Genomic DNA, 26,286 nt, shown 5'->3' with positions numbered 1-26,286 from the left:
TCTTCGAATTAGGACACTTTGCCCAATTCGCTTTTGAAGAGAAATCCTATGACCATACGTGAAGGTCCTGTTGCCACAACCTTGCATTCATTTTACCAGTAGAAATTGAATTTATATCAAATGCTCGTGCTTTGATTCTATACCCGGCGGAATATCATCTTCTCCAATCATTTGAAGCATGTCTATCTCGATAACTCTACAGATAGAAAGCATCGGAATATCATTATGTAGACCTTGAAAAGGGAATTCTGAATAATCTCCGATCATTTCCATCACAACGTAAATCCATCCTACAATTACGCTCAACGGAATACTCATTAGTACCCAAATATCTCCTAATTTACTGAATTCGCCAACTAATCCAAATGGCAGTAAAAAAACAAAAATACCGGTAAAAATATAGCTGAACCCTGCATATTTTCTCGGAATCGGAAATTTTTTAATACGCTCACACATTCCTTGTCCATCGTAAAAATTATTTAGAATATCTTGAATTTTTACTTGCTGAATGTAATTGATAGACTTCCTTTCGTACAATTTCTGAATGTCTTGAGTTTGCAAATCAAGTATTTGAGTGGCTTTATTACTATAAGATTTTAAATATTCCTTTTCCGACGGTGTGAGATAGTAATTTTCCATTCTTTGGGAAACTTTTTCCAATTCGTTTCTATAATGGCTTTCATATCTTCTTCTTCTCTTACGATTGTATCTTCCCACTCTGGCATTCAAAATATTTCCATTGGCAGCCACATGTTCCCATTCTGCGGGTACTAGTAGTTGTTCCCGCAATTGATATAAATAAGCGATGTGCCGCAATATAATCCTTCTCCTTGTTGCATTGTCTGTACCTTCTTCGGCAGCTTCATCTTTATAACTTTTAATTAAAACACCTAATTTTCGACTGTCGTTTACAAGAGCACCCCAAATTTTTCTGGCCTCCCAAAGTCGGTCGTAGGCCTCACTGTTTTTGAAGCCAACGTAAAATGCAACCACCGTACCTATAAGGGTAATGGGTAGCGTGGGTAGTGTGAAAAATGTTAAATGCGTAAAATAATATCCAAGCGTCACCGTCAACATCCATCCAGTTAGCCAGAGTATATGATGTCCTGCGAATTCATAAATTACCCGTGGAGATAAGCTTCTTTTTACCAGCATAATTTTTTTGTTTAAAATAATAAAATTTTAATGACAATTCATGGTGGATATCTGTGTTTTAATTGAAATTTAATGTCACCGCTTTTTGGATGATATAAAATTTCTTGTCGAAAATTGTAAATACTCAAAACAGAATCGATTAATTGTTCTTTTAGAAAAAAAACCGACTCCCCTTAAGGTTGAAATGCTCTCGTTTAAATGTATGCTGTAAAACGTATAGATGTGTTTTTTAGGCGCTTTTTTTTGTCTTTTTGTCAAAAAATAAACAGTTTTTGTTGGGTCTGCAGGGAGTTTATAAAAAATAAAAAAAAGCCATCGCTTTTAAGAGATGGCTTTTTAAGAAATTACCGGTTTCTACGAAAAAAACTTCATCAACTCTTCATAAGTAATCTTTCCCGAGGTAAATCGTTCCAGTGCTATGTGTTTTTTTTCGGCCGAAGTATTCACCCTATTATGACAATTATCCACTAACACTTTTTCATTTGCTAAGGGTTCATATATGTGTTCTCTTTTCAGATACGCTTCATAATATCTTATGCCAAATATTCGCTGCGACATCGCATTGAAATGGATGCCGTCCGGGTTAGCTGTAAGGTCTTTAGCGGTAACATAGTAACAATTCTCTTTACCCCGCGCATATTTTTGAAGCTCCTCGTTAATGCGTTGATATTCTACACACCCGGCGCCAAATGCCACCTTACCCAAATAATCGCCCAAACCGCCTATAATAAAAGGAACAGTAGTAGGTATGGATAAGACGCTTCTTATTTCGTTAAAGATCAGTGATATTTTTTCATTGTATGTACTGTATTTTCCATTTTGGCTATCACTTTCTCCCTGGTGCCATAGCACTCCTGCCAGTTCGCTGTCTTCCAATGCAAACTTTGCTTCATTTATTGCATGGCGGAATAATGTTCCATCTGTCGACCACTCATCAACGGAGCTCCCCCCCTCAGCGCATGGAATGAGACCAATTTTTTCACCCTCATTATCCCTACACCAAGCCTCTGCAAATGACGCACCGAGCCCTACGCCTGCAATCGGTCTGTCAAAATGAATAGGCTCCGTCATCATCTGCCATCTACCATTTCGCAGCATCGCAATTCTTTCATTATAAATACGAGGTACTTCATGTATAAATCCGCGCCCGGCCATATTTGATTGCCCAATTAGCAAAAATGACTTCATTCTTTTTCCTGTCTTAAAAATATTACTATCAATAAAATCAAATTTATCTATTTATTTTTTTATAATACAGTTCATTGAACATGTACTACCATTTCGTTCATGACAATTCCAAAACCGACTTTTGTTTTTTTAAAGACGCAGGTTTATTATCTTTTCAACGTCGATAGCAATTCATCCAACTGCTGAAAATCCACGGTCATACCTTCTTTAAAGCCCATTTCAAGCTCTGCTTCGAGATCGGCGAGCGAATCGTAAGTCAGTAACATATCCACACGAACTTTATTATCGCCCGGTATAAAATTGTTCTCCCATAAATTTTGGGGAAGCGCAGGATTCATCGTACCGTTTTCATCACTGAATCCACCTTTTGATGCAAATGATTGCTCTTTTACAATAGAAATGAAATTGGTTCTGCCATAATGCTTTTCACCTTCCGGGCTTACCATGGCGTAGAGCCAAAAGCCGCCTTCCCGAAAATCCATAGTCTTCGTTTCGGCTCTCCAAGGTTGCGGTCCCCACCATTGATCAAGTAATTCCGGGGTTGTCCATGCTTGCCAGACCAATTCAAGACTGGCATCAAATTCACGGCTGATGTGGATGGTTCTCTTTTCTTTGTTGACGGTGAAGTCAAATAATAAATTGCTGTTCATTTTATTTGGTTTTTAAGGTGAGCAATAGTCTGTCTATTTTTTAAGATGCGAGAAGAAAGTTGTCTTCAAATTCGCGCTTTATCTGAATGTTCCTATTTTCCCTATTCACAGAAAAATCGAATAAAAGATTACGATTCATGAGTTCCATTCTTTAATTGTTCAAGATAGTGTTCAAGCCTTTCAAAATTCTGCGCTTGCCCTTCTTTGGCGTTGAATACATTGATAACAGTTGCAATCATCTCTTCCGTATCAAAGAGCGAACTCCATTCTATCCAGGTTTCGTCCCCTTTATCTTCAAATAAGATGGTGGCAATAAAGTGTGGATTGAAATGCTCAAAAACGATTTTTTTCAACGGAATAATTTCTTTAAAGACACTTCTGTTGACGAAATCCTGTCCGTTGGCCTGATTATGTAACGTTAGCTTCCACTCGCCACCCTCCGTGAAATCCATTTCGTGAATGGTAGTAGTGTGATCATTCGGCCCCCACCATTGGACAATGTATTCAGGCTCGGTCCACACTTTCCAAACTAGATCAATCGGTGCTTTTACCGTTCTCGTCATTTTCATTTCCCGGTTATTTGTGTTTTCCATGGGTTATTTATGTTGCATTTTTGCCAATAACTTATCAAGATTATCAAAGCGGTCTTCCCAGATTTTTCGGAACTGTTCCAACCATTTGTCTATTTCCTTCATTTTGTTAATCTCAAGTTGGTAATAGATTTCCCTACCTTTTTGTTCAGATTTTATAAGTTCGCATTCCGTCAAAATGCGCAGATGTTTTGAAACCGACTGACGGGTTGCGTCGAAATGCTCCGCGATGGCATTAGGTGTCATGGCCTGTACGGCGATTAATGTGATAATTGCCCTTCTCGTCGGATCAGCGATGGCTTGAAAAATATCCCTTCTCATTCTTCTGTTCTTTAATTTATGAAACCGATCAGTTGCAAATATATGTGCAACTTTTCGGTTTCGCAAATTTTCTTTCAATTTTTTGACTGATTAGAGTAGTAAAGTGTTGGTAGTTAATTATTTATTTTTTTTCGATTTGCTTGCCGGAATGTAAAATTTTGTTCCTACCTTCCTAATCAAACAGACGAGAAACACCTCTTTGCTCTTGTTAATAGTTGGCAAAAAACACTACACTCTTGAAGTTTTTTTAAGTGGGATAGATGTTGATCGGTTTCGGTAAATAGTGCCCTCATCTCGTTATCGTTAAGTTTTCTGTTATAGGTTCTAATGCCGTCTAGCGCAACGATAAATGGTCTAAGCACAACACCTGTATGAAGCTCCAAAAGTAGCTAAGCATCTATTGCTCATTCATTAACAAGCTGTTCCGCTAGTCCTATAAGAAGACCTTCCGGACCGCGGATATAACACAGTTTATAGCTATTTTCATACTGAATTACTTCACCGACAAGTTGAGCGCCATGCTTGTATAACCTAGTGAGGATTTCATCGATGTTATCTACGGCAAACATAACGCGTAAGTAGCCAAGCGCATTTACTGGAGCGTTCCTGTGATCGGAAATCACGGCGGGGCGGAGAAACCGCGAGATTTCAAGACGACTGTGGCCGTCAGGAGTGACCATCATAGCAATCTCCACGCACTGGTTACCCAATGCTGTAATGCGGCCAGCCCATTCCCCTTCAATTGTGGCCCTTCCTTCGAGCTTGAGCCCAAGTTCTTCGAAAAATGAAATAACCTCATCGAGCGATTCTACCACGATGCCGACGTTATCCATCCGCAGTAATTTACTTTTAGCCATATTACCTTTCTATAAGTTAGGATAAAGATAGCTATCTTTTGTCGTTTCCTTTCAAAATGCACATCCTCTGACGAACAAAACGAAGTTAAAGAAATTGGGTGAATAAATAATAAGTCTATCGGTCGGATTTCTTGTTTTTAAATTCGGTTAAAATATGAATATTGCCTTTCAGGATCTTTGATATCGGACAGTTTTCAGCAACTCCGATCAGCCGCTGACGGATTTCCGAATCCGATACATGATGCATCTCTATTTTGCGTTCGATGCGTATAACCGTTCCTTCATTTTCGATGCGATAGAACATATTGGCTTCTACTGTTATTTCCGGTATATCCAAACCTTTAAGTTCAATATACATTTTTAGTGTCGCAAGCGTACAGGAAACTAGGGAAGACAGTAGGAGCGAATAGGGATCCGGACCGAGATCTCTACCGCCTAGTTTTTCTGGTTCATCGGTAATCAGAATACCATTTCTCCAATGAATGGCCGTTCTGAATTTTTCGGTGCCCAAGATTCCCCTGACGGGGGTTTCCAATAGATATTTCATTGATGCCAGTCTTTGAGCCATACCTCCTTGTACTGGGCAGGATGACGCCTGAACTGTGTGTTTACATATGGGCAGAGCGGTATAATTTTCAGGTCTTTTACTTTCGCATAATCTACCAATCGATCAAGCAGTAGCTTTGCGAATCCTCTGCCTTCAAACTCAGGAGATACCTCTGTATGAAAAACCGTAAGCCTTCCATCGGTGATGGCGATGTTCATTTTACCAGCTTTAATTTCATCTGAGAAAAGCTGGATCTCACCATAAGCACGGCCGGTAAGAACTACTTTTGTACTTTCCATTATTCGTTCACTTCCTTAATAGTGACATCTTTTAAAATACTTAACGCCCCGGAAGGGCATTTGGCTACCTGCTCCGTCAGCTCTCGGGTGGTCGCGTTTTCTGGCCGGATCCAGGGACGCGATTTAGGGTCATAAACATTCGGCAGCGTTCGCACACAAATTGCCGAATGAATACATGCTTGCGGTTCCCAGCGAATGGTTATTTCGCCGTTCGTATATTCAAATGTTTTCATGTTGTTCTTTTCACCAATCAATTTGACACACAAATATCCACAACCCGACTATAAGAGAAAGATGATATTTGTCATAAAAAAAAGTAGATAAAAGTCTACAGTCTAGTCTTTCCCGGTCTCCCATCCACCGATTTTCCATACGCGGTCACACGATGTGTTCAGTACCTTTATCATCCACTGACACAAATCACAACTACCGGATACAATTAAGCCCAAGGTGAGACGTTAAAGCTTATGGTTTACTTGTGTCCTTTTTATTAGCACTATCCGTTTGCATCGGATACATTTTTTCGCTCAATGTAGAATCTTTGGCCTTTGGAGCATCTATCGTATCAGGATCAAATTGCTCCTCTACGTCCTCCGGCGATTGACTATCGCATCCGCATCCAAAGAACATGACGATGGGAGAGATGATCAGCAAACCTCCAACCAATTTTATTTTGAAATTTTTAAGATGTATCATCCTTTTTCTATTTATCAGGTAGGCTTGGCTATATAATACCTAATAATTACATATCAAGCTTTCCTTCTATTGAATCGTCAAGCGTTTTTCCCAGTATCGATCCAATGGTCTGTTTAATAAAAGCGACCGCTTCGCCGTGTTTATTGCTCCAATAGTAACCTTCTGTAGGTTCTACTTTGATGACAATTATACGCGGGTCATCTTTTCCTCCCGTAAACCATGTTTTTAAAAGCGGATTCCATAACGTATTGATCATTTCTTTATCTTCACTCACAGAGGCCAGCCCGTAAATGTTAAGAAAATCTGATTGCCCCTGGAAAAGTAAATGCACAAAGGGATCATCATGGATTTCCTCGCTTTTATGACTGTCTTTTGCACTCAGAAACCATAGATTGCCGTGTTTGTCAATTTTCAACACATTCATTGGTCTGATCGATAAAGGTAGTCCCACCTTATTTAAATCAGTTAGAAAAAAACATGATCGTACATTTTTAACGAGTTCACGAACCTTACTTATCGCTTCGCTTCCTTCCAGGTTGTTTATATTCTCTTCCTCTTGCTGCCTATTAATACTGTCCATTGTTTTAAAATTTAAAAGTTAGTTGCCTTCCAACACTGATATGGAATGTTCATGGCCTTAAGTCAACGATATTTAATCAATTTCTATTTAAAAAATCAGACTAACCCGATAGTTGACGCTCTACAAGAAAACCCCAAAGTTTGCGAAATGTTTTTGACCAACCACTGCTGACTTTACGACTGTGAATCGAAAAAATAGGCAAAGGGCAATGATTATAATTTATAATGCAATATAGTTGCATTATAATCTTATAGCATTTATCTTTGAGGCATGGTTGTTTTTAAGAAGCAAATACCTCGAAAAATAATTGCTTTCCTATCACTGGCTTTAATACTGGTGATTTCGGCGGTAAAAGTTTTTCACGTGCACAAAGGTTTTATCGCCAATAAAAGCAATAGTATAGACACTGACCCTATTCATCACCTGCATAATGAATCCTGTAATATCTGCGATTTCCATTTGTTAGGAAGCGGCAGGATAGCTGCGCCCTCTTTCGTGTTTCTTGGCGGTGAAGTCAGGGAGATGCTGAACGGAGATGATGTAGATTTTCCTCATCTAGATCGCTGCATCACTGATTGTTTACGGGGGCCTCCCGCTTTTCGTTAAATCATTTCTTCATATACTATTCATCAACCTAAGTCATACTCTTGGGATAGGTCTGCATTGCCTTTGTTTTCATGCGGTCATGCCGAAAGAGATGGTCTAATTTTACGAATAGTTTTTAATTTTCTAATCCCTTTTTGATGACATGTAGCAGCACATGCTGAAGGCTTTTCAGTGTGCGACACAATTATATTTGAATATTCATGAAATGTTTTGGATGTGTTATGAACGGCCCGACGCAGTTTCAACAATTACCATCAATCCTTATTTTTTCTTTTCTTTTTATCTTTCGTATATCGACATATGCACAAATCAGCAGACCTGTGGATTTGCAAGGTTTGGTGACGGATTCCGAAAAAAAACCTATTGCAGGGGTTACGATCGAAGTTCGCGGAAAAGGCACTCTGGCGTCTTCTGACAGTGAGGGTGCCTTTTCTCTATCATTATCGCAGACGAAATCTTTTGTCTTAAGGCATATCAATTATCAATCGCTGGAGGTTGATGTGGATTCCATTTTATCGCCCTCGTTTCATTGGGTTCTTCAACCCAAAGTTAATATGCTCGACCTTATTTCGGTAACGGCCTCAGCGAAGCCACTAGAACTCAGGAAAATTGCCTCGAGCGTGTCTATTATACAAAAGGACGCTCCGGAGCTTCGCCAAATTCAGACCTTGGATGAAGCGCTGGCTTATTTGCCAGGTGTATCGGTAGATCGCTCCCGTGGTTTAACTACCACTGGTACGCATACCAGCGTGATCATGCGCGGAACCGGATCAGCAAATCGAACTTTAATATTGAAGGACGGTGTACCCATCAACGATTCCTACACTGGAGGAGTATCTGAATGGAATAGTCTGGCCGGAAACAGCATAGAACGCATCGAGGTGGTAAGGGGGCCGGGGTCTTCTATTTATGGATCCAATTCCATGGGGGGAACCATCAATTTAGTGACGCAGGATCCTTCAGATAAACCTACGCTTGGAGCGGATTTTCGTTATGGCTCCATGAATACGTATCAAGCAAGTATGAAAGCAGGGAAACGATTTTCGGAACGTTGGGGAGCAATCGTCTTTGCTGAATATAAACAAACGGATGGATATGCCTATATGGCCGATAGCCTTTGGAAGGATTATTATCAAAAACCGAAAATGAAGCTACTCAATGTCAATACAAAAGTTTCCTATAATTTTCCGTTAACAGGAACGCTTACAGCAATAGCTGACTATAACCTGCAACAACCTCTCTCTGGCACGGCCACCATCTACGATGACCGTAGTATGTCGGGGAATTACCAGTTGCGTTATACCAATCCAACGGCTTTATATAGTCCCGATGTGCTTGTTTATTATAATGTACAAGATCGCGAGTCGGATGCCATCAGCTGGAATCCGGCACATCATGCTTTTGATAACCGCTACTACGATTCGCGGGTGCCACTTGATACCTACGGAATGATTGCAAAAGTGCACCGCACTTGGGGAACACATACCGTGACTTTAGGAGCAGATGCCCGTTTTACAGAGGTAGTATCCCGGAAATATTATTACGGTCAGGGCATTCAGGATTTTACCGGAAGGCAGGATTTCGTTTCTTTCTTTTTGAACGACGATATGGATCTAACAGAGCGTTTGCATGCCAATGTGGGGCTAAGGTACGATCATTGGGCCAACAGAAATGGGAAATTTTTTGATAATATGTCGGGTAGCGATATTGCTATCGCATATGACAACGCCTCTTCCAATATTGTCAATCCCAAAGTAGGGCTTAGTTATGACTTGCTAAACAATTTACGCTTAAGGGCGGTATATGCAACAGGTTTCCGAGCACCAAGCAGTTTCTATATGTACAATGCTGCCCCACTGGGTTCTTCTTTCCGTTTAGGAAATCCTGAATTGAAGCCCGAGCGGATGCGGTATTCTTATGATCTAGGGGCCGACTTGCAATTGTCCGATAAACTGGAGCTCTCCGGTACGCTATATACTTCTCAATACAGTGATTTTCTGGCGGCGGTATTGATTGATGAGCATGAAGTTCCTGATTATCTGGATGTGAAAGGGTTGCCTGTAAGGCAATATATCAATATTGGAAAAGTAAATTTATGGGGTGCGGAAGCCTTTGTGCGTTATCGGCTAAACCCCGATATCATTGCGCAAGCCAGCTACTTTTATAATACATCTGAGATTAAACGTTATGAGACCAATCCAGAATATGAAGGTAATGATATGAGTGATAATCCGTCTCATAATATAAGTGGAGCTTTGGTCTTCGATCGTCTGCAGTTGTTCCATCTGAGCTTCTGGGTTAGGCATACAGGCTCTTATTATGGTGATTTGGAAAATACATCGGAGAAGAAAATGCCTACTGTAACGATTTTCGACATCAAATTTGGTAAGACTGTCGGCCCGCTAACGTTTAATGTCAACGTAACTAATTTATTCAACAAGCGCTATTACGGCAGCTATACCTCGCCAACTAGTTATTACTATGCTCCCGGAAGAAGTGTTTTTGCCGGGGTATCTTATCAATTGTAAAATAAAAAATTAAAAAAATGAGTGTATTTATCGATCGTTTTCTTTTTCAGCTTACAGAGCTTTTACATGCCCCTGTTTTATGGGCGCTTTTTGCGATGGTAGTGTGGACCCTGATGGGGATTGGGGCCTTTTTGCGTACCGGATTGATGCGTATGCGAAAACCGAAGAAAGCTGTGCAGGCATTTTTTAAGCAGCACGAAGCTACAATAAAGGCTATTCTGACGGAGAGCCCGTATCCAGATATCCAGCTAACCGAGTTGGTTCGCTCTTGGGAAAAAAAGCAGAATGGGCGTTTGGACAATATCCGATTTTTAATCAAAACAGGGCCATCCATCGGCTTAGTAGGCACGCTGATACCGATGGGTAAAGCCTTGGCTTCCTTGTCTGGCGGAGATATGACCGCGATGTCCGGTAATATGCTGACGGCCTTTACTTCAACCATCATTGGATTGGTATGCGGAACTACTGCCTATCTGATCAGTCTGAAATGGGAAAAGTGGCTACATGCAGATTTTCTCGCCTGTGAAGTAGAAGCGGAAACCCGTTTACGGATGGTTAGTCCACGGCAGGTGGATGCAGCATCAATATCTTCGGTTTATAATCAATCACTTTAGCATGAAACTATTGACAGAACATCATAGCAAGCAAGATCAAGTGCCATTAGAAGACCCCATAAGTGGTATCGCTAATCTTTTTGACGTGAGCGTGGTACTCATCGTCGCGATGATCGTAGCGTTAATGACGGCACTCAATATGCTGGAACTATTTGACCCGAATACGGAGGTAACCTTAACGAAGAGAAATGCACAAGGACAGATGGAAATTATTTCCAAAAAAGGAAAGGAAATCAACGTAAAGAAACTAAAGCCGGAAGAAGCGGCCGGTCATGGCGAACGTTTGGGAACCGCTTATCAATTGGAGGATGGACAAATTATCTATGTACCCGAAAATGATGAATAGTACGCTACTTTTCCGTATGGTAATAATAGGTCAGTTTACTTTTTGCTTTGCATTACATAGCTTTTGTGCACCTGCACCGAAGAAGATCGTGATACTGGTTTCTGACAATTACAGCAAGCCCGTTGCAGAGGCTATTGCGCAACTGAACAAGCTTCCCGGGTTTGATCAAACGTATCGGGTGTCAACAGCAGGTGATCGTGTAGCTGCAGCGAACGTAGGAAGTGCAGATCTTGCCGTCTGTTATGTGCATACTCCTGCCGTATTACAGCGTTTTTCTGTTGATTTACAGCAAATTGTTCAGCGAGGCGGTCACGTATATGCCCTTGGCGACACACCGGAAGCGGATACCTATGGTAAACAAGGTATCCGCTTCGATTCGGAAGTGGCGGCTTATTTTGAGCACCCGAGCCCGGATAACCTAGCGAATATGATCTTGCTGCTGCTGCACAGACATTTAGGCGCTAGCTATCCAGTGAAACCGGTGGTCTCTTTTCCTGAAAGGGGAATTGTTTCCTTTCGGAAGGGTGAGGTGTACGCAGATTTTGAGCAGTATGCGCAAGCGGTTGGCTTGCGCAAAAGGCCTTTAGTGGGTTTATACATGTTTCGCTACGAAGCGGTTACTCGCCAATGGGATTATATGAAAGCTTATGCAGACGCTTTGGATACGGCAGGTTTTGATGTGATGGCCTTCTATGGCCATCCGCTTGATCAAGCAATTAATCGCTATTGCCTGGATCGTGACGGGCAATCGCGCTTATCGCTCTTGCTTAACTTTTCATCCCTACCTGGAGCATCTAGTGAACGACTTCAGACGGCTTTTGCTCGCATGGGTGTTCCCGTAATCGACGCCATTACCGTTAATGAGGATACGACTACTTGGCGTGCTTCCTCGTTGGGTATACCACTAGCGGCACGCGCCCTTTCCCTCGCGCGCCAGGAATTGAGTGGCCAGATACAGCCTACCATTGCGGCCACCAATGAATTGGCAAGACAGGAAGGTGCTGGCGAATACCATATCAAATACGCTCCCGAAAGTCGTATCACAAGGTTGGTGGGACGAGTTAAGGCCTGGTCTAGGCTACAAAGCCTAACTAATTCAGAGAAGAAGATAGCGCTCATTTATTACAACGGTCATCCTGGAAAGAACAATATTGGCGCCAGTTACCTGAACGTTTTGCCCAGAAGCATGACAACCATATTAAAAAGCATGGGAGCAGCTGGATATGATCTTGGTGGGCAGGTTCCTGATTCAGGTGCAGTATTTGCCGATGTGATGAGCGGAGGTCGTAATATTGGTACCTGGGCGCCTGCAGAACTAGATAGATTGGTGCGCGAAACGCATCCGGTGTTGATTCCGATGGAGACATATAAGAAATGGTTTAGCCAATTGCACATCGCCTTCCAGCAACAGGTGGTGAAAAAATGGGGCAAACCGGAGGAGGCGACAATCATGATATGGCGCGATTCGGAGGGGAAACGTTATTTTGTTTTGCCCAGAGTTGCTTATGGAAAAGTTAACTTGATGCCCCAACCGGCCAGGGGGTGGGATGAAAATGCGGAAGCACTATTTCACGATGTGTCGCTTCCTCCTCATCATCAATATATTGCGTTTTACCTTTACCTGCAAAAGGGTATGCGAGCCGATGCATTGATACATCTAGGCACCCACGGAACGCACGAATGGCTTTCGGGAAGGGAGGTTGGCTTTGATGACGATGATGCGCCCGAAGCACTGATTGGCGATCTGGTGAATATCTATCCTTATATTATGGACAATGTAGGAGAGGGAACACAGGCAAAAAGACGCGGAATGGCCGTGATTATTGACCACCTTACCCCACCTTTTGATCAGGCAACGTTAAGGCCGGAGTTGCGTGCGCTTGCCGGGGCAATCAACGATTATGACGTAGCTTCTGGTAAAAGTGAGGCATTGGCTGCCGTTCATTTACGTACCATTAACCGATTGGCCAGGCAAGCGAATATATTAAAAGACCTGTATATAGAGGACGATATTGAAACAAAAGATGTGCAGCAGGTAGAACATTACTTACAGGATATTCAAGAAGCCTTAACACCCATGGGGATGCATACATTCGGACAAGCGCCTGACTCGGTCATGGCGATGAAAACGGCAGAGGCCATTGTTGGTCGGATGGAGAACCTGTCAAAAGACTCGCTTACGGTGCAGCTAATGAATGTATACGAACATATTATGGTCAGCGGCCGGCGAGAGTTGGAGGCATTGATGACCGCCCTGAATGGAAAGTACGTCGAAGCAGGGTCCGGCAATGATCCTATCCGGAATCCTTCGGCACTTCCTACGGGAAAGAATTTTTATTCTTTTGACCCAGATCGAATTCCAACCGCCGACACGTATAAGGAAGGGGAGAAGCTTGCTAATCAGCTAATTATTGATTACCGGAACCGGCACGATGGCGCGTATCCGGATAAGGTGGGATTTAATTTGTGGTCAGTTGAAACCATTCGCCATGAAGGTATCATGGAATCACAGGTATTAAGTTTATTGGGGATAAAACCTGTTTATGATGGTTTTGGCCGCTTAAAAGGAGTTGAAGCAATTGCCGATACCGCACTTGGTCGACCACGTATCGATGTGGTCATGACACCTTCGGGTTTATATCGCGATATGTTTCCGAACCTGATGCTATTGCTAGACAAGGCCGTTTCATTGGCTTATAAACAAAAGGGACCTAACTACTTGCGGGAGCATATTGATCAAAGTATGGAAAAACTCTTATCTGTCGGAATAAGCGATACCACCGTAGTCCGGCAGCTGGCGAGTGTGCGCCTGTTCAGTACGGAGAGTGGAAGTTACGGCAATGGCCTGAACGATGTGGTACAGGCTTCCGATAAATGGGGGAAAGATCGGGAAGTTGGTACGGTTTATTTTAACCGGATGAGCCATCTCTATGGACAAGGTTTCTGGGGAAATATGCCAGAAGGCTCACTCCCTGAGACGGCAAAAGATTTAGCTATATCACTTTTTCAAAACGCACTATCGGGTACCAAAGCGGTCGTCCATAGCCGCTCTACTAATGTATATGGGGCCCTAGATAATGACGACTTCTTTCAGGCATTGGGTGGGATGGCAATGGCCGTACGTCATGTGGATGGAACGTCGCCCGATGTGATGATTACCAACCTGACCGATCCTGGGAATACCCGGCAAGAGTCACTCGATAAATTTATTGGACGGGAAATGAATACCCGTTACCTGAATCCTAAATGGATTGAGAAAATGCTGAACGAAGGCTATGCCGGAGCACGGATGATTGGTCAAGTAGCCGATAATATGTGGGGGTGGCAGGTAACAACCCCCGAGGCAATTGATGAGCAGAAATGGGAAGATTGGATGGACACCTATGTCAACGATCGATATGATTTAGATATCAAAGAGCGATTTACCGGCGCCAATAATCCCTATGCATACCAGACCATGTTGGCACGAATGCTGGAAGTAGTGAGAAAAGACTATTGGAATCCCGATGAGGAGCGTCTGCAACAGCTCGTGACTGAATACCTGAAAACGGCAGCGGAAACTGGACTTTCCTGCGCTGATAATGTATGTGCGAATGAGGCATTGGTGGATTTTGTGCAGCAAAAGGCTGAAAGTGCAGAAAATAGGAGGTTGGTAAATAGTCTGGTAGATCAGTTGGGTCATATTCATAAGAACTCGTTCGTACCTGCAACCAAGAATAATATAACGAAAGCGGTGGCCGGAAGGGAAAGGCCTACAACTGAGAATAGGGCAGGATTGAATAGACCGTTGATAAACCCCGGAGGGTCTAAGCCAAAAACTGTTGCGGAAAAAGGGACAGTGAAATCAACGATGTTGAAGGGATATAAAATGGAAGAAGACAGTCGGCGAGCAGGCGATAAGCGCAAACAGCCACGAGAAGCTTTGTCGGAACCACTTACCTTTTGGCTACTAAGCTTTATGGCATTGTTGATTGGCCTGGGATTTTGCTTCGGAAGAAGGACTTAATGCTCGGGAAGGACATTTGGCCACCTGCTCGGTCAGCTCTCGGGTATCCGTAACGATCTTATTTTAGATTACGCTGGCGTTTAACGCGGCTTAATGTATCTTTATTAATACCGAGATAGGAAGCGATGACATGCTGCGGAAAACGTTGCGGAAGCTCAGGGTAACATTCGATAAAATCAGTATAACGCTTATCTGCCATAGCGCTTATGGCGGAAGTCAGGCGTCTGTTGTTGGCCATGATATTGCGTTCGTCAAGCTTCATCTTCATTTCCCGGAACGCAGGCACCTTATTCTGTAGTTCAATCGTACCTTCTCTGGTAATATAAAGCAGCTCGCAGTGCTCCCAGGCATCGATATGGTACAAGCTTGGTGTGCGCATCGCAAAACTTTCACGGTCACCCATCCACCATTCTTCAACACCCAGTCGTACGATGTGTTCAGTGCCTTTGTCGTCTACCGAATACATGCGCATCGCACCTTTTACGATAAACGCGAAATATTTACATCGGTCTCCGGCTTGTAATAAAAATTGTCTTTTCCTTAATTTGAACGGCGTGAATGTTCGCCTGATCAATGCTTTTTCCTCGTCTGAAAGCGGCTCAGAACTGAATTTCTTCAGATAATCAAAAAAGGCGTCGTACATATAAGCCTCGCATATCCTTTAAATATTAAAAACTATTAATCGTCCGTACAAATATAAGAACAAAAGCACATTCATACCAGAAGGGGTACTTCAGAACTAATTTAACTTGTTGATAAAATGGTGTTTATGGCTAGCGTTCTTTCGATTGAATCCATTTTTCTTAGTTCAGAAGTCTATGGGCAAGAAAATAATAGACAAATGTCTACGAATTTTTCCGATAAATATCATCGTTGAGACTTGTTTGGATTACGAAATTTGCTGCATCAACAAACACAAGATGGCATGACATCCTGCATGCTTTCGAGAGGTTACTTTTGTTGTTCTTCTACAAGAAAATCTATTATGGAAATAGGCATAGATAGTTTCGCTTCGGCGATGTACGGAAGCAGTGATCTGGGCAGTGAAGATGCCATGGAGCAGTTGCTGGATAGAATAGTTGCGGCAGACGAGGCCGGCTTTGATTTTTTCGGGATTGGCGAACATCATAAAAAAGAATTCTTAGACTCCGTTCCTGCAATTATACTCGCAGCTTCAGCCACTCGTACCAAAAAAATCCGGTTAACAAGTGCCGTGACTGTGCTGAGCACTTCAGACCCTGTTCGTGTATTTCAACAATTTGCAACATTGGATATCATTTCTAAAGGTCGCGCCGAGATTGTGGTCGGTCGGGGTTCTGCCACAGAGGCGTTTCCTCTATTCGGGTATAAGCTAAATGATTACGACGCTTTATTTAAGGAAAAATTAAAATTGTTGCTACAGATCCGGGATGAGGAATTCGTTACGTGGTCAGGAAAATACAGGCAGGAATTGAAAAATCAGCCGATATATCCACGCCCACTCCAGGAAAAGTTACCTGTATGGCTAGGTGTAGGCGGAACACCGCAATCCTTTGTGCGTGCAGGTATGCTGGGTCTTCCCTTAATGGTAGCCGTGATCGGCGGCGAGACTGAGCGCTTTCGGCCGTTGGTGGATCTTTACCGAAAATCAGGTGAAGAGGCAGGTTTTAAGCCAGAGGAACTGAAGGTGGGCCTACACTCGCCGGGCTACGTCGGTGAAACTGATCAGTCTGCAATCGCCGACTATTATCCGGGATATAAAGAATCATGGACCAAAATTGGTCGCGACCGCGGCTGGCCACCTGTTACTAAAAATCAGTTCGATGATATGATCTCTCCACAAGGAGTTCTGGTGGTCGGCGGACCGGAAACGGTTGTCGAAAAGCTGTTGCGCCATAGCGAAGCCCTGGGTGGTGTAGATCGGTTTGCATTCCAGATGGATATTGCCGGCCTTACACATCAGCAATTAATAAGGACGATTGAGCTGATCGGCACGAAAGTGATTCCAAAGCTTAGGCAGAACAATTGATAATGTAATTTTTTATTATTTGGCGTAGCGCATTATGAAGAACCCATTGCAAAGCAGATTGACTTCGTATATACCCAACAAAATAATGGATTGATTATAATTGAGTTTTCGGAAATCTGAAAGGAAATCAAGATAATCTATATCGGTAAAGGAGAATAAAAGCTAAACCGATGCAGAACAAATACGGTAAAACAACAGTAAAGAAGGTGTAATGATGCTGGCTTTCCGTAATTTGTACGATCCCATTGATTTCATCGGATGAGGTACGAGGAATCAAAACTTGCGCAAAATTCCAACCGGTATGTAATCCAATGGGTAGGAACAGTTTCTTTGTCTTTAGATAAAGGAAACCGAAAAAGAGCGAACCCACACCCGTAGTAAGTAAAGTAAGCATAAAGTCACCCAAAGGCATAGCTAGGTGAACATGCATTAATCCAAAAGGCACCATCACTACGAGCTGCGCTGTCCATGCACCATAATGCGCAAGTAAGCTTTGAAACGGATAACCACGAAAGACGAATTCCTGTACAAAAGAAGAACACAAACAGTTTAAAAAGACGGCACTAATAATTACAGGATTTATTTTGTCGTTGAATACCCATTGATCATTCGTTAAAAGAACAGTTAGTAATGCGGTGGCGATAAGCATTAGTATACCCATGCCCAAACCAAGGACAAGTTGAAGATAGTTGGCCTGACTTTTTGGAATAAAGCCAATAGATACCACGTTTTTTACTTCCCATCTTAAGAAGATAAAGCTGAGGATGAAGGATAGGCCAAAAAAGAACAGTGGACTGTTTAATGATGGGATTGATCCTGCAATGATCATTGCTGTGCCAAGTAGGGTAAAATAAATCGCTACATTAACAAGTGGCATTAATTTTTTACGCATCATTTTGTAATATTGGTTACTATCAATACAAAAAGACAGCATAGAAATGAAACTAAAAAATAAACTCGGCAGGGCCGGTCTATGTGTCGACAAACACCTTTTGTGAGGCAACGAAGTAATAGAAAGTTCTTCGTTGTAAAAAAAATGGGTTTCGTAGGAAACAAAGATGTCTTGGTCTATTTCTTTTGGGTCTAGCTATTGAAACAGTTATATTTACTGTATGCAGCTTCAAACCATTATCAACCTCATTTATCGACAAAAGGTTCTTCGTCTATTGTTACATGGTTGTTTTTGGTTATTCATGTTTGCAGTAAAAAACTACATGGCTTCGATAAGCTTTAACGTTTATAGCGGACTACCCGCTGCAACCTTGTTTAAAATAAATCTGTATGGGACCCTATTGTTGGCCGGTCTTTATTACACACTGGTTTATGGCCTTTATCCTTATCTTATTAGAAGAAAAAGTATTGCATACAGCGTACTTGGTTTAATAATGCTGTTTATTTTATATACGATCATTGACGGCTACATCGAAGCTTTCTTATTGCGGAACTGTACTGACTGTATGGCACTTTTAGAGCGGAATAATCCCAACTACTATAAATTTCTTCAGCAACCGTTCAGCAATGTGGTGTTTAAGCGCTTTATGAGCTTAGGTTTACCGATTGGTATCATTTTTATGCTGGGGCTGCCTATAAGCATAAAGGTAGGTTTGGCAGCTTTACGTAACGCTTATGCAAAGGCAGAACTGATCAAAGAAAAAGCAAAATTAGAGCTTGATTTTCTTAAATCGCAGTTCAATCCACATTTTCTTTTTAACGCATTGAATAACATATATGGTTTGATTTTACGTGGAAGTACGACTCAATCTGCTTCGATGATTGCGCATTTATCAGCATTTTTGCGTTATACTATATATGAAGTCAATAATGAATGGATGCCGATAGCGGAAGAAGCAACGTTAATTGAAAACTATCTCGAGCTAGAAAAAATACGGCTCAATCACACCGAAATCAGTATAGACTTGAAGATCGAAAACCCCTCTGCCCAATTTCCATCCTTATTATTAATGCCATCGGTCGAAAATGCGTTTAAGCATACAGCGGATGTGCCCGGTGCCTTTGTTCATTTCGTGATTCATGTAAATCAGGAACAATTGTATTTTATGGAAGAAAATACGATAGACGACTCAAAAGAGAATATATATGGCGGCCTTGGCCTGCAAAATTTGCGTAAAAGATTAGCTTTTTTTTATCCTGACAGGTACCAGTACGAATTAAACGAACAAGCAAATAGATATCAAGTTACTTTAATCTGTAAACTATGAACATTAGCTGTATAATTGTTGACGATGAACCTATTGCTCGCGATATTATAAAAGATCATCTCGAAAAGCTGCCTGATTTCGAAGTAAAGGCTATGTGTATTAACGCGATGGAGGCTTATGAAACCTTATACACCCAACAAGTGGATGTGATTTTTTTGGATATACAAATGCCACGGATCTTAGGTACGGAGTTCCTCCGCTCATTGCGGAATCCTCCTTATGTGGTATTTACTACCGCATACCCACAATTCGCCATCGAAGGATTTGATTTAAATTCAGTCGATTATCTGTTGAAGCCTATTACTTTTGACCGTTTTCTGCAAGCTGCTCAGAAATTGAGGGAGCGAATGATTGTCCGTAGGGACAACGAAAAAACAGAGACCGAACGTACCTTTATATTTATTAAACAAAATAGCAAATTAATCCGAATAGATTTTGAAGATATTGTTTACGTGGAGGCCCAGCGCGATTTTTCTATGGTGTATTTAACCAGCGGAAGCGCTATGATGATGAGTATGAACATAGGAATGGTCGAAACGTTACTTTCCAGCCAGGTTTTTCTTAGAATCCATCGATCCTATATCGTACAACTTGCCAAAATCATAGCCATCATAGGAAATCTTGCTAAAACCGAATTGTTAGATCTTCCGATTGGACCTAATTATCGGGAAACACTCTTACAGAAATTGAATATCTCATTTTAGTTGTTGGCCGGGCCATTGATTCCCGTCGAAAGAAGTATTTTTACATCAACATTGCCACATTACTAAAAATAAAATGAATATGAATTCAACGCAAGCTGATTACTGGATAAATCATTTAAGCTTAAAACCACATCCGGAAGGAGGGTATTACAATGAAGTCTTCCGCTCTGAGCAGCAGGTAAAACGAAAGGGAGAAAGCCAACAAAAAAACGCATGTACCTCCATTCATTACCTGCTTCAAAATGCTGATTTTTCTAGTTTTCATAAACTTCAATCGGATGAGATATGGTATTTTCATGTAGGCTCCCCCCTCCACATTCATATACTCAGGCCGGATGGTCAATATGAACGAAAGGAACTTTCCCTTAACGAAACCGGGTCATTATCTGTAATCATAGAAGCTGGAGCATGGTTTGCAGCAGAAATCCCGTCACGCCTTGATTTTTCCCTTTCAAGCTGCGTGGTCGCTCCAGGATTTGAATTTTCCGAGTTCGAGCTTGGAGAAAAAGAAAAACTACTTGAGCTATACCCGGCTCAGACCGAACTTATTGAAAGACTTTGTTTAAAATGATCTTATACCTAAATCTAATTACGGTTTAGGTTTTGATAGTATACGAAACACGTAAGCTTCAACGAGTTGAGTGCCGGTGTCAATCGATGCGCACTCGAACTTTTACAGTTGGCTGTGCCAATCTGCCATTCCAACCTAAACTTTTATCGCTTCACCTAAAAAATAAACTTTCCCGGCAGCGGATCGGCTTACCTTTGTGTCTCAAAATTAACACAAAATATAGGAAACAAATGAAAAGAGTAATGCTAAGCGTCCTTTTGGGATTCTTCTTTTTTAACATGTCGTATGCACAAAAGTATTTCGGAAAAGCCTATACGGCTACAACAAATGTAGATGAGTTTTATGATCTAGCCGATGTTGAAAAGGAATACACTGTTATGGGGAAAACGGAGCTCGCCAAAGGATTTCGTTCATTGGAAAAAACGCAACAAAAAATCATCGATTTGGCGAAACAAAAAGGAGCCGATGGTGTGATTTTCTCCATTGAAGAAGAAGTGTTTGGGACAGCAACTTCAACGGGTGGCAGTGTAAATGAAAAAAAGAAGAACAAAACAACCGTCGTTGGGAGTAGCACTACCACAGATTTAAAAGAAAAGAAAATCAGGGCAACCTTTATCAAATACAAATAAGGAACTTAATTTAACAAAGCCGTTTACAACATACGGCTTTGTTGTTTCTCAAGGCCTACGGAAAGCATTGGAAGATTTGATCCAGTAATATACAATGATTGCTGGCAATGAACCCAGCAATAACCAAGATAAAACATCCCAAATATCATCTCCCACCAATGCTGTTAATAAACCTACCGTACACGCGATACTCAAAACAATAGGTATTCCCCAAAGCTTTAAAAAGAGTGATTTAAATTTCATGATCCAATACTTTTTTAAATGATACCGGTTGTTTCTGCTCCAGGCGTGCTATCTGCGCTTTGTTTGCCTTCAGACGTGATATCCACAAGTAAAGACCTGTTATTAAAATAATAATAGTTACGATATCCAATAAAGCCCATATAATTTTCAATGGCAATCCACCATAATCACCAAAATGTAAAGGCTCTGACAGGAATAAGGTATTTACATACCAGGGCATCGAGCGCATATCTGTCAACTTGCCCGTTTTGGCGTCAATCAAGGCCGGCATCAACAAGCGGGAAGTAAGAGGTGTATTTCCTCTCATAAAAAAGGCATAATGGTGCTTACTGGTAAAGGCCGTTCCCGGCATAGCCACCAAGGCTAACTTCATACTTGGGGCTGCGGCTATAGCCGTTTCTGCTGCTCTATCCAGCGAATAAAGTGAATCGGGGTTCAAGGCTTTTTCATCACGGTAGGGAGCAGTCATCTCGGCTAGTTGTCCCTGTTGCCACAATCCCAGTATCACGTCCGATAACGTATTGATGACGCCGGTAAATCCAACCACAAACGTCCATACCAAAGCCACTATTCCCAATAAATTATGCATATCCAACCATTTCAAACGACTTGATCGATCGTTCCTGATCATACCAAAATCATATTTTTTCATAATCGGGCCATACAATACAACACCCGAAATAATCGCAATTACAAATAAAATTCCCATCAGGCCCATGAAGAGCTTACCCGGAATACCGGCAAACAGATCGGTGTGCAAACGCAGCATGATGTACATAAACCCTTCATCCACCTTTAATTGTTCTGCCAGTTGACCCGTGTGGGCGTTCATCTGTAAAATTTTAAAATTATCCGGAGGTGCCATCAAAGAATCTGAAAGACTTAAATATACCGCTTCAGGTTCTTCTTCATCCCAAAAAACAAAACGAGTTACCTTTTGTGGCTGTACCTTTAATCCATTTTTCAAGATTAAGTCCAAGGAAGCCTTCTCGTCCGACATAGCAGCATGGGCGTCTTCCTTTTTGTCAAAATGTTCAATCTCTTCATGAAAGACAAGTGGTAATCCGGTAAGGCATAACAGCAGAAGAAATATGGTACAGATTAAGCTCGACCATTTATGCCACCAAAACCATCTCTTTACACTTTTCAATGAGGCCATAATTTGTTTCTTTAAGCAGCACCCAATCTAACTGATCTGGCTGCTATCCATTATTTATTGCAATTTTACAAAGCCCCAGATCATACCACCATCTGTTACATTAAATACTTGCTGTGCGGTGTTATTATCTTTCAGCTCATAATATCCTTCTACCTTCTCGGTAGCGTTACTTACCCAGAAATAAATTTTGCCATCTATTTCAGTGATCGCGTCATTAGAACCCCATGCGTAGAAAGCTTTTGGCATGCCTGAAATCTTTGTTCGTTCTTTGGTATTCATATCGATTACATAATAATCCCATATTAATTGCTGTAAGTTCGAGAAATCGGCAGCCAAAGGTTCCGAAGCAAACTCGGTATACAACTTGCCATTCTTTACCAAAGCGGTCGCGAAAGTACTCTTTTCGCTATAGTCTTTCGCACGGATGATCCAATTGCGGTCAAAATCTGTTTCCCCTTGTTTGATGCGGATGATGGAAGAATTGGTAAAGGCATTGCCTAAATCAGTTGCATAAAAGTAAAGTGCCCCATCATCGCCCAGTGTCCACATTTTATTTCCGCTAGATCCCCAGCCAATACTTTTCAAACCTTCATATTTAATTGTTTTTTCGAGGCTATTGGTCGCTATGTCAATCACAGCAAACTCCACATAATCCACAACATCATCCCCATATCCTTCACCGGCAATAGTACCATACGTAATCCCGGCATACAACTTTCCTTCTTTCGTTGCCAAAGTATGCTTGCCGATTACCTGATATTCAATCCCTGCTTTCTTTAAGCTATTTAAATCAATTTCACCGGTACGTTGCATACTTGATGGATTGAAGATCTGAATTTTCAATAACCCTCTTTCGGGATCAAGGTAATAGCCAAGTTCGTCATTTACGATGAGGTAAGAAGGTTGCGCGTTGGGAAGAAAGCCACTTTCTATGATTTTACCCGTGTTATTATCTACCTCATATTTCTGTAAACCCGCATCTCCCTGCGTATTGTATTGATTAAAAAACCATTTCCCATAAGCGCGGAAGCCAAATGCATTTCTTATTTGCAAAGAGTTGGTATTAATATTACTGATATTCCCTGTAGGAAATTCAGCAAAAGTGCCAAAATAGCCACCCTGCAGACTCGAACCGAAAGGCCCCATGGTGGTCATTAACACATAACGATTTCCTTCATCATCAGGCGGTGTACCCGGGTCTGTATTATTATCCTTGGAGCAGGAGGCAAAGGCACATATACCTGCAAGTACAAGATATTTTAGATTGTTTGTCCATTTATTCATAACATTCGTCTTTATTGCGTTTATTTATTATTTAAGCTATAAGTAAGTTTTAGGAAGATACTCCTTCCAGGATTCTGAATCCTGAAATTGTCAAATACGGCCTTATCAAATATATTCTTTACCTGCATGCCGATACGTAGTGCATGATAAGCCGGGGCGTATGTAAAGCCCAGTGTATGCATACGTTGATCAGGGATAACGTTCTGTGCATCAATCTTCGCATTGCCCCATAGGCCAAGGAAACCATCGGGTTCCTGATCTTTTGGTAAGGCATCTAGATAATATTGCCGCACGAAGAGGTAGTGCCAATATACCTGCAAGTGATCCTCAGGATTTAAGATTCTCTTTAAGAAAGCATTTAGCGATGCATTGGCAAAGAAAAAAGGTGTATTTCTTAAACGAGCATGTTCCATGCTCGGATTGTTTGTATTGTAAATCCGTTGATCCTGATAGGTGAAATTTCCGGCTGCTTTTAACCAGTGAAAGAAACTGACCTCGGCATCAGCCTCCAATCCTATACCCTGCACGTGATCGATGTTCTGACTCTGCGAAAAGAGAAAATTATAAGGCAACTGTAAAATCATATCACGCGTTATCCGATAGAACGAATTGATTTCAAGCGCATGCTTCTGATGAAAGCTCCGTCTAAATCCCAGATTAAAATTTAGGCTTCTTTCAGGTTTTAAGGCAAAATTGCTGAGCTTGCGATCCCCGTCTCCGAACAGTTCATCCTGTTCTGGCAATCGTAAAGCAGTTTCTGCAGATAACCTCAAATAACTATTAGACGAGACATCCCATTTTATTGCCTCCGCTACTCCGAAAGAGCTATTACGGTTATTATGGGTAATTTCAAAGCCTTGATAATCTGCATCGGTGGCATGCGTACCATACCGGTAATATTTTAACATCAGCTGATTCGATAAACGGCCTTGCAGTAGTTTCGATGTGATGCCTAAACCATAAATCTGCTTATTATAAGTAGCTTTCCTGGCTAGCACGTCCACACCCGTTTCCGCAAACCGTTGTCCAAAAGGATCATTTCCCTTGCGGGAGAATCCAGTGAAGACTATATTTAAATCTAACCGGTGCCCGTTATCGAGTGTATAGCTGAGATGGGTTCGCGAAGTATAATAGTTATAATTCAATTTGGCTAAGGAGCCTCTGGTAACCAGCTCCCCTAAGCGCGAATCAGAAGGTGTAAATTCACCCAGCCAATTATATTGTCCTTTCGCGGTATCCACCTGGTTTACGTAGAGCGTATTGGCAGTAACAAATTGATCGATGGTGATACGGTTATTTAGAAAGGCCTTACGATACCTTACCGTCGGAATAAGCGCGTCCTGATGATTGGTGGCCGCGCCAATAGCTTGGCTCATAGAGGCACCATAATTTATCTGTCTGTCCAAGCCAAAAGCGGTTAAACCAAAACGCAGTTCATCTGCCCATTTCGTATCGTGAATACCCGCATACACCTCTGCATAATAATTTTTAAACCGGTTATGAAATAAAGGTGCCCGTATATCGTATAGGTTTCCGGTAGTAGGGTTAACGACTTTCAGATCAGCTTTATAATCATTGTCAGAATAATTATAAAAAGCGTCCAATCCTACAAAATAGGGAGTATCTTCCTTTTTATGCAGTACATTTATGGACGCTCGGTGGGTATTGAAAGAACCTATTTCATAGGCTGCGTTCAACTGTTCGACCGTTGTTTCTTTCGTTACCAGGTTCAAAGCGCCCCCTAATGCATCGGCTCCCAGTGCAGGAGGTAATACGCCTTTGTATACTTCTACCCGTTCCAACATATTTACCGGAACCAATGAAATGTCAAATCCACCTCCAAGGTAATCCATCGGGATACCATCCTTAAAATATCGAATCGAACGATTCTGAAAGCCATTGATCATTAGATTGCTCGGAGCTCCTAGTCCACCAGTTTGTCGAACCCTTACACCAGCCGAACGGTTCAACAATTCGATTAATGTTGTAGGTTGTTCATATACTGTACGGGTATTCACTACTTGCGTCAAAACCGGGTGTTCTGCCAATTGGCGGTTCTTTGATTTTTCCGTAATGCTTACCTCCATCAGCTGGCCATTGCTGTCTTCCAATACGATATTCAACCAAATATCTTCTCCCTTAAAGTTTAGGGGTATGGTTTGCGGCTGATGGCCTAGATGTGTAACCTGCAGCTGATACGATGTGGCTGGGATATCCGAAATCCGAAAGAAACCTGAATCATTACTCATCACTTTTTTTCCCGTCTTCAATAACTGCACCGTAGTACCTTGCAAAGGTGTTCCCTGCGCATCTTTTATCGTTCCTAAACAGGTGTAAAATCGCTGAGGTGCTTTTTCGAGCGTTTTTTTTTGCGCAAGAATAGGCATGGCACAGCTGATCAGACACGGTAAAAACAGTAATTGGACTAGTTGACTACCAAACATTTAAAAATATCATTACTTTTACCTCTTATTAAGACTTAATTT

The 26,286-nt window shown here is 41.7% G+C and carries 27 protein-coding genes; 10 read left to right on the top strand and 17 right to left on the bottom strand.

Annotation, left to right across the window (positions count from 1 at the left end; genetic code table 11):
* Nucleotides 1–111: 111 nt before the first annotated feature.
* From RYH73_RS11630 to RYH73_RS11580, 11 genes are all read right to left on the bottom strand, one after another.
* Nucleotides 112–1,155, bottom strand: coding sequence for a bestrophin family protein (locus RYH73_RS11630; protein WP_335313603.1), 1,044 nt, complete (start codon nt 1,153–1,155; stop codon nt 112–114).
* 354 nt (nt 1,156–1,509) lie between these two features.
* Complete coding sequence (locus tag RYH73_RS11625) at nt 1,510–2,343, bottom strand: sialate O-acetylesterase (protein ID WP_335313602.1); 834 nt, start codon at nt 2,341–2,343, stop codon at nt 1,510–1,512.
* 146 nt (nt 2,344–2,489) lie between these two features.
* The gene (locus tag RYH73_RS11620) at nt 2,490–2,993 is read right to left on the bottom strand and encodes an SRPBCC family protein (RefSeq protein ID WP_335313601.1); all 504 of its coding nucleotides are present in this window, start codon (nt 2,991–2,993) and stop codon (nt 2,490–2,492) included.
* A gap of 128 nt (nt 2,994–3,121) precedes the next feature.
* The gene (locus tag RYH73_RS11615) at nt 3,122–3,586 is read right to left on the bottom strand and encodes an SRPBCC domain-containing protein (RefSeq protein ID WP_335313600.1); all 465 of its coding nucleotides are present in this window, start codon (nt 3,584–3,586) and stop codon (nt 3,122–3,124) included.
* A 3-nt stretch (nt 3,587–3,589) separates the two neighbouring features.
* Complete coding sequence (locus RYH73_RS11610; RefSeq protein WP_335313599.1) at nt 3,590–3,904, bottom strand: ArsR/SmtB family transcription factor; 315 nt, start codon at nt 3,902–3,904, stop codon at nt 3,590–3,592.
* Nucleotides 3,905–4,308: 404 nt separating this feature from the next.
* Nucleotides 4,309–4,761, bottom strand: a complete 453-nt coding sequence (locus RYH73_RS11605; protein WP_335313598.1) for a VOC family protein — start codon at nt 4,759–4,761, stop codon at nt 4,309–4,311.
* 115 nt (nt 4,762–4,876) lie between these two features.
* Complete coding sequence (locus tag RYH73_RS11600) at nt 4,877–5,308, bottom strand: OsmC family protein (RefSeq protein ID WP_335313597.1); 432 nt, start codon at nt 5,306–5,308, stop codon at nt 4,877–4,879.
* On the bottom strand, nt 5,305–5,607 hold the full coding sequence (locus tag RYH73_RS11595) for a GNAT family N-acetyltransferase (protein WP_335313596.1): 303 nt from the start codon (nt 5,605–5,607) through the stop codon (nt 5,305–5,307). The genes RYH73_RS11600 and RYH73_RS11595 overlap by 4 nt, the downstream gene beginning before the upstream one ends.
* Nucleotides 5,607–5,840 carry a (4Fe-4S)-binding protein gene (locus RYH73_RS11590; protein WP_335313595.1) on the bottom strand — a complete coding sequence of 78 codons (234 nt, stop codon included), beginning with the start codon at nt 5,838–5,840 and terminating at the stop codon, nt 5,607–5,609. The genes RYH73_RS11595 and RYH73_RS11590 overlap by 1 nt, the downstream gene beginning before the upstream one ends.
* 232 nt (nt 5,841–6,072) lie before the next feature.
* Nucleotides 6,073–6,303, bottom strand: a complete 231-nt coding sequence (locus tag RYH73_RS11585) for a hypothetical protein (protein ID WP_335313594.1) — start codon at nt 6,301–6,303, stop codon at nt 6,073–6,075.
* Between the two features lie 46 nt (nt 6,304–6,349).
* On the bottom strand, nt 6,350–6,883 hold the full coding sequence (locus RYH73_RS11580) for a pyridoxamine 5'-phosphate oxidase family protein (protein ID WP_335313593.1): 534 nt from the start codon (nt 6,881–6,883) through the stop codon (nt 6,350–6,352).
* A 363-nt stretch (nt 6,884–7,246) separates the two neighbouring features.
* On the opposite strand from RYH73_RS11580, the gene RYH73_RS11575 reads away from it, so the two are divergent.
* The 5 genes from RYH73_RS11575 to RYH73_RS11555 all read left to right on the top strand — a co-directional run bounded on the left by RYH73_RS11575 (nt 7,247) and on the right by RYH73_RS11555 (nt 14,983).
* Complete coding sequence (locus tag RYH73_RS11575; protein WP_335313592.1) at nt 7,247–7,489, top strand: hypothetical protein; 243 nt, start codon at nt 7,247–7,249, stop codon at nt 7,487–7,489.
* A 221-nt stretch (nt 7,490–7,710) separates the two neighbouring features.
* The gene (locus RYH73_RS11570; protein WP_335313591.1) at nt 7,711–10,017 is read left to right on the top strand and encodes a TonB-dependent receptor; all 2,307 of its coding nucleotides are present in this window, start codon (nt 7,711–7,713) and stop codon (nt 10,015–10,017) included.
* 17 nt (nt 10,018–10,034) lie between these two features.
* Nucleotides 10,035–10,631 carry a MotA/TolQ/ExbB proton channel family protein gene (locus RYH73_RS11565; protein ID WP_335313590.1) on the top strand — a complete coding sequence of 199 codons (597 nt, stop codon included), beginning with the start codon at nt 10,035–10,037 and terminating at the stop codon, nt 10,629–10,631.
* A gap of 1 nt (nt 10,632) precedes the next feature.
* A complete protein-coding gene (locus RYH73_RS11560; protein ID WP_335313589.1) occupies nt 10,633–10,977 on the top strand; it encodes a DUF2149 domain-containing protein in 345 nt (114 codons plus the stop codon).
* A complete protein-coding gene (locus tag RYH73_RS11555; protein ID WP_335313588.1) occupies nt 10,940–14,983 on the top strand; it encodes a cobaltochelatase subunit CobN in 4,044 nt (1,347 codons plus the stop codon). The genes RYH73_RS11560 and RYH73_RS11555 overlap by 38 nt, the downstream gene beginning before the upstream one ends.
* Before the next feature lie 58 nt (nt 14,984–15,041).
* Here RYH73_RS11555 and RYH73_RS11550 read toward each other — a convergent pair whose 3' ends face one another.
* On the bottom strand, nt 15,042–15,626 hold the full coding sequence (locus RYH73_RS11550; protein ID WP_335313587.1) for a Crp/Fnr family transcriptional regulator: 585 nt from the start codon (nt 15,624–15,626) through the stop codon (nt 15,042–15,044).
* A gap of 282 nt (nt 15,627–15,908) precedes the next feature.
* Between RYH73_RS11550 and RYH73_RS11545 the strand changes: the two genes are divergently transcribed.
* The gene (locus RYH73_RS11545) at nt 15,909–16,991 is read left to right on the top strand and encodes an LLM class flavin-dependent oxidoreductase (protein ID WP_335313586.1); all 1,083 of its coding nucleotides are present in this window, start codon (nt 15,909–15,911) and stop codon (nt 16,989–16,991) included.
* Between the two features lie 127 nt (nt 16,992–17,118).
* Here the strand turns inward: RYH73_RS11545 and RYH73_RS11540 are convergent, their stop codons facing one another.
* The gene (locus tag RYH73_RS11540; RefSeq protein WP_335313585.1) at nt 17,119–17,886 is read right to left on the bottom strand and encodes a CPBP family intramembrane glutamic endopeptidase; all 768 of its coding nucleotides are present in this window, start codon (nt 17,884–17,886) and stop codon (nt 17,119–17,121) included.
* A gap of 319 nt (nt 17,887–18,205) precedes the next feature.
* Here RYH73_RS11540 and RYH73_RS11535 point away from each other — a divergent pair, with 319 nt between their 5' ends.
* The 4 genes from RYH73_RS11535 (at nt 18,206) to RYH73_RS11520 (ending at nt 21,114) form a co-directional block, all read left to right on the top strand.
* Nucleotides 18,206–19,210 (top strand): sensor histidine kinase, encoded by a 1,005-nt coding sequence (locus tag RYH73_RS11535; protein ID WP_335313584.1) that lies wholly within the window; start codon nt 18,206–18,208, stop codon nt 19,208–19,210.
* Nucleotides 19,207–19,914, top strand: coding sequence for a LytR/AlgR family response regulator transcription factor (locus RYH73_RS11530; RefSeq protein WP_335313583.1), 708 nt, complete (start codon nt 19,207–19,209; stop codon nt 19,912–19,914). The genes RYH73_RS11535 and RYH73_RS11530 overlap by 4 nt, the downstream gene beginning before the upstream one ends.
* Before the next feature lie 79 nt (nt 19,915–19,993).
* The gene (locus RYH73_RS11525) at nt 19,994–20,485 is read left to right on the top strand and encodes a cupin domain-containing protein (RefSeq protein ID WP_335313582.1); all 492 of its coding nucleotides are present in this window, start codon (nt 19,994–19,996) and stop codon (nt 20,483–20,485) included.
* Between the two features lie 230 nt (nt 20,486–20,715).
* Nucleotides 20,716–21,114: a hypothetical protein gene (locus tag RYH73_RS11520; protein ID WP_335313581.1), complete on the top strand. Its 399-nt coding sequence runs from the start codon at nt 20,716–20,718 to the stop codon at nt 21,112–21,114.
* A gap of 48 nt (nt 21,115–21,162) precedes the next feature.
* On the opposite strand, the gene RYH73_RS11515 is transcribed toward RYH73_RS11520, so the two are convergent.
* From RYH73_RS11515 to RYH73_RS11500, 4 genes are read right to left on the bottom strand one after another with little or no spacing between them, the layout of a single operon-like run.
* A complete protein-coding gene (locus RYH73_RS11515) occupies nt 21,163–21,357 on the bottom strand; it encodes a hypothetical protein (protein WP_335313580.1) in 195 nt (64 codons plus the stop codon).
* Nucleotides 21,347–22,516: a PepSY-associated TM helix domain-containing protein gene (locus RYH73_RS11510; RefSeq protein ID WP_335313579.1), complete on the bottom strand. Its 1,170-nt coding sequence runs from the start codon at nt 22,514–22,516 to the stop codon at nt 21,347–21,349. Before RYH73_RS11510 ends, RYH73_RS11515 begins: the two co-directional genes overlap by 11 nt.
* Nucleotides 22,517–22,570: 54 nt before the next feature.
* Nucleotides 22,571–23,800, bottom strand: coding sequence for a hypothetical protein (locus RYH73_RS11505; RefSeq protein WP_335313578.1), 1,230 nt, complete (start codon nt 23,798–23,800; stop codon nt 22,571–22,573).
* A 20-nt stretch (nt 23,801–23,820) separates the two neighbouring features.
* Entirely contained in the window at nt 23,821–26,187 is a 2,367-nt protein-coding gene (locus RYH73_RS11500; RefSeq protein WP_335313577.1) for a TonB-dependent receptor, read from the bottom strand.
* Nucleotides 26,188–26,286: the final 99 nt, after the last annotated feature.

The sequence above is a fragment of the Olivibacter sp. CPCC 100613 genome (genome assembly GCF_036959255.1).
In the GTDB taxonomy this organism is placed as follows: domain Bacteria; phylum Bacteroidota; class Bacteroidia; order Sphingobacteriales; family Sphingobacteriaceae; genus Olivibacter.
Note: the sequence above shows the minus strand (reverse complement) of the source record. Positions and strands in the feature narration are given on the sequence as shown.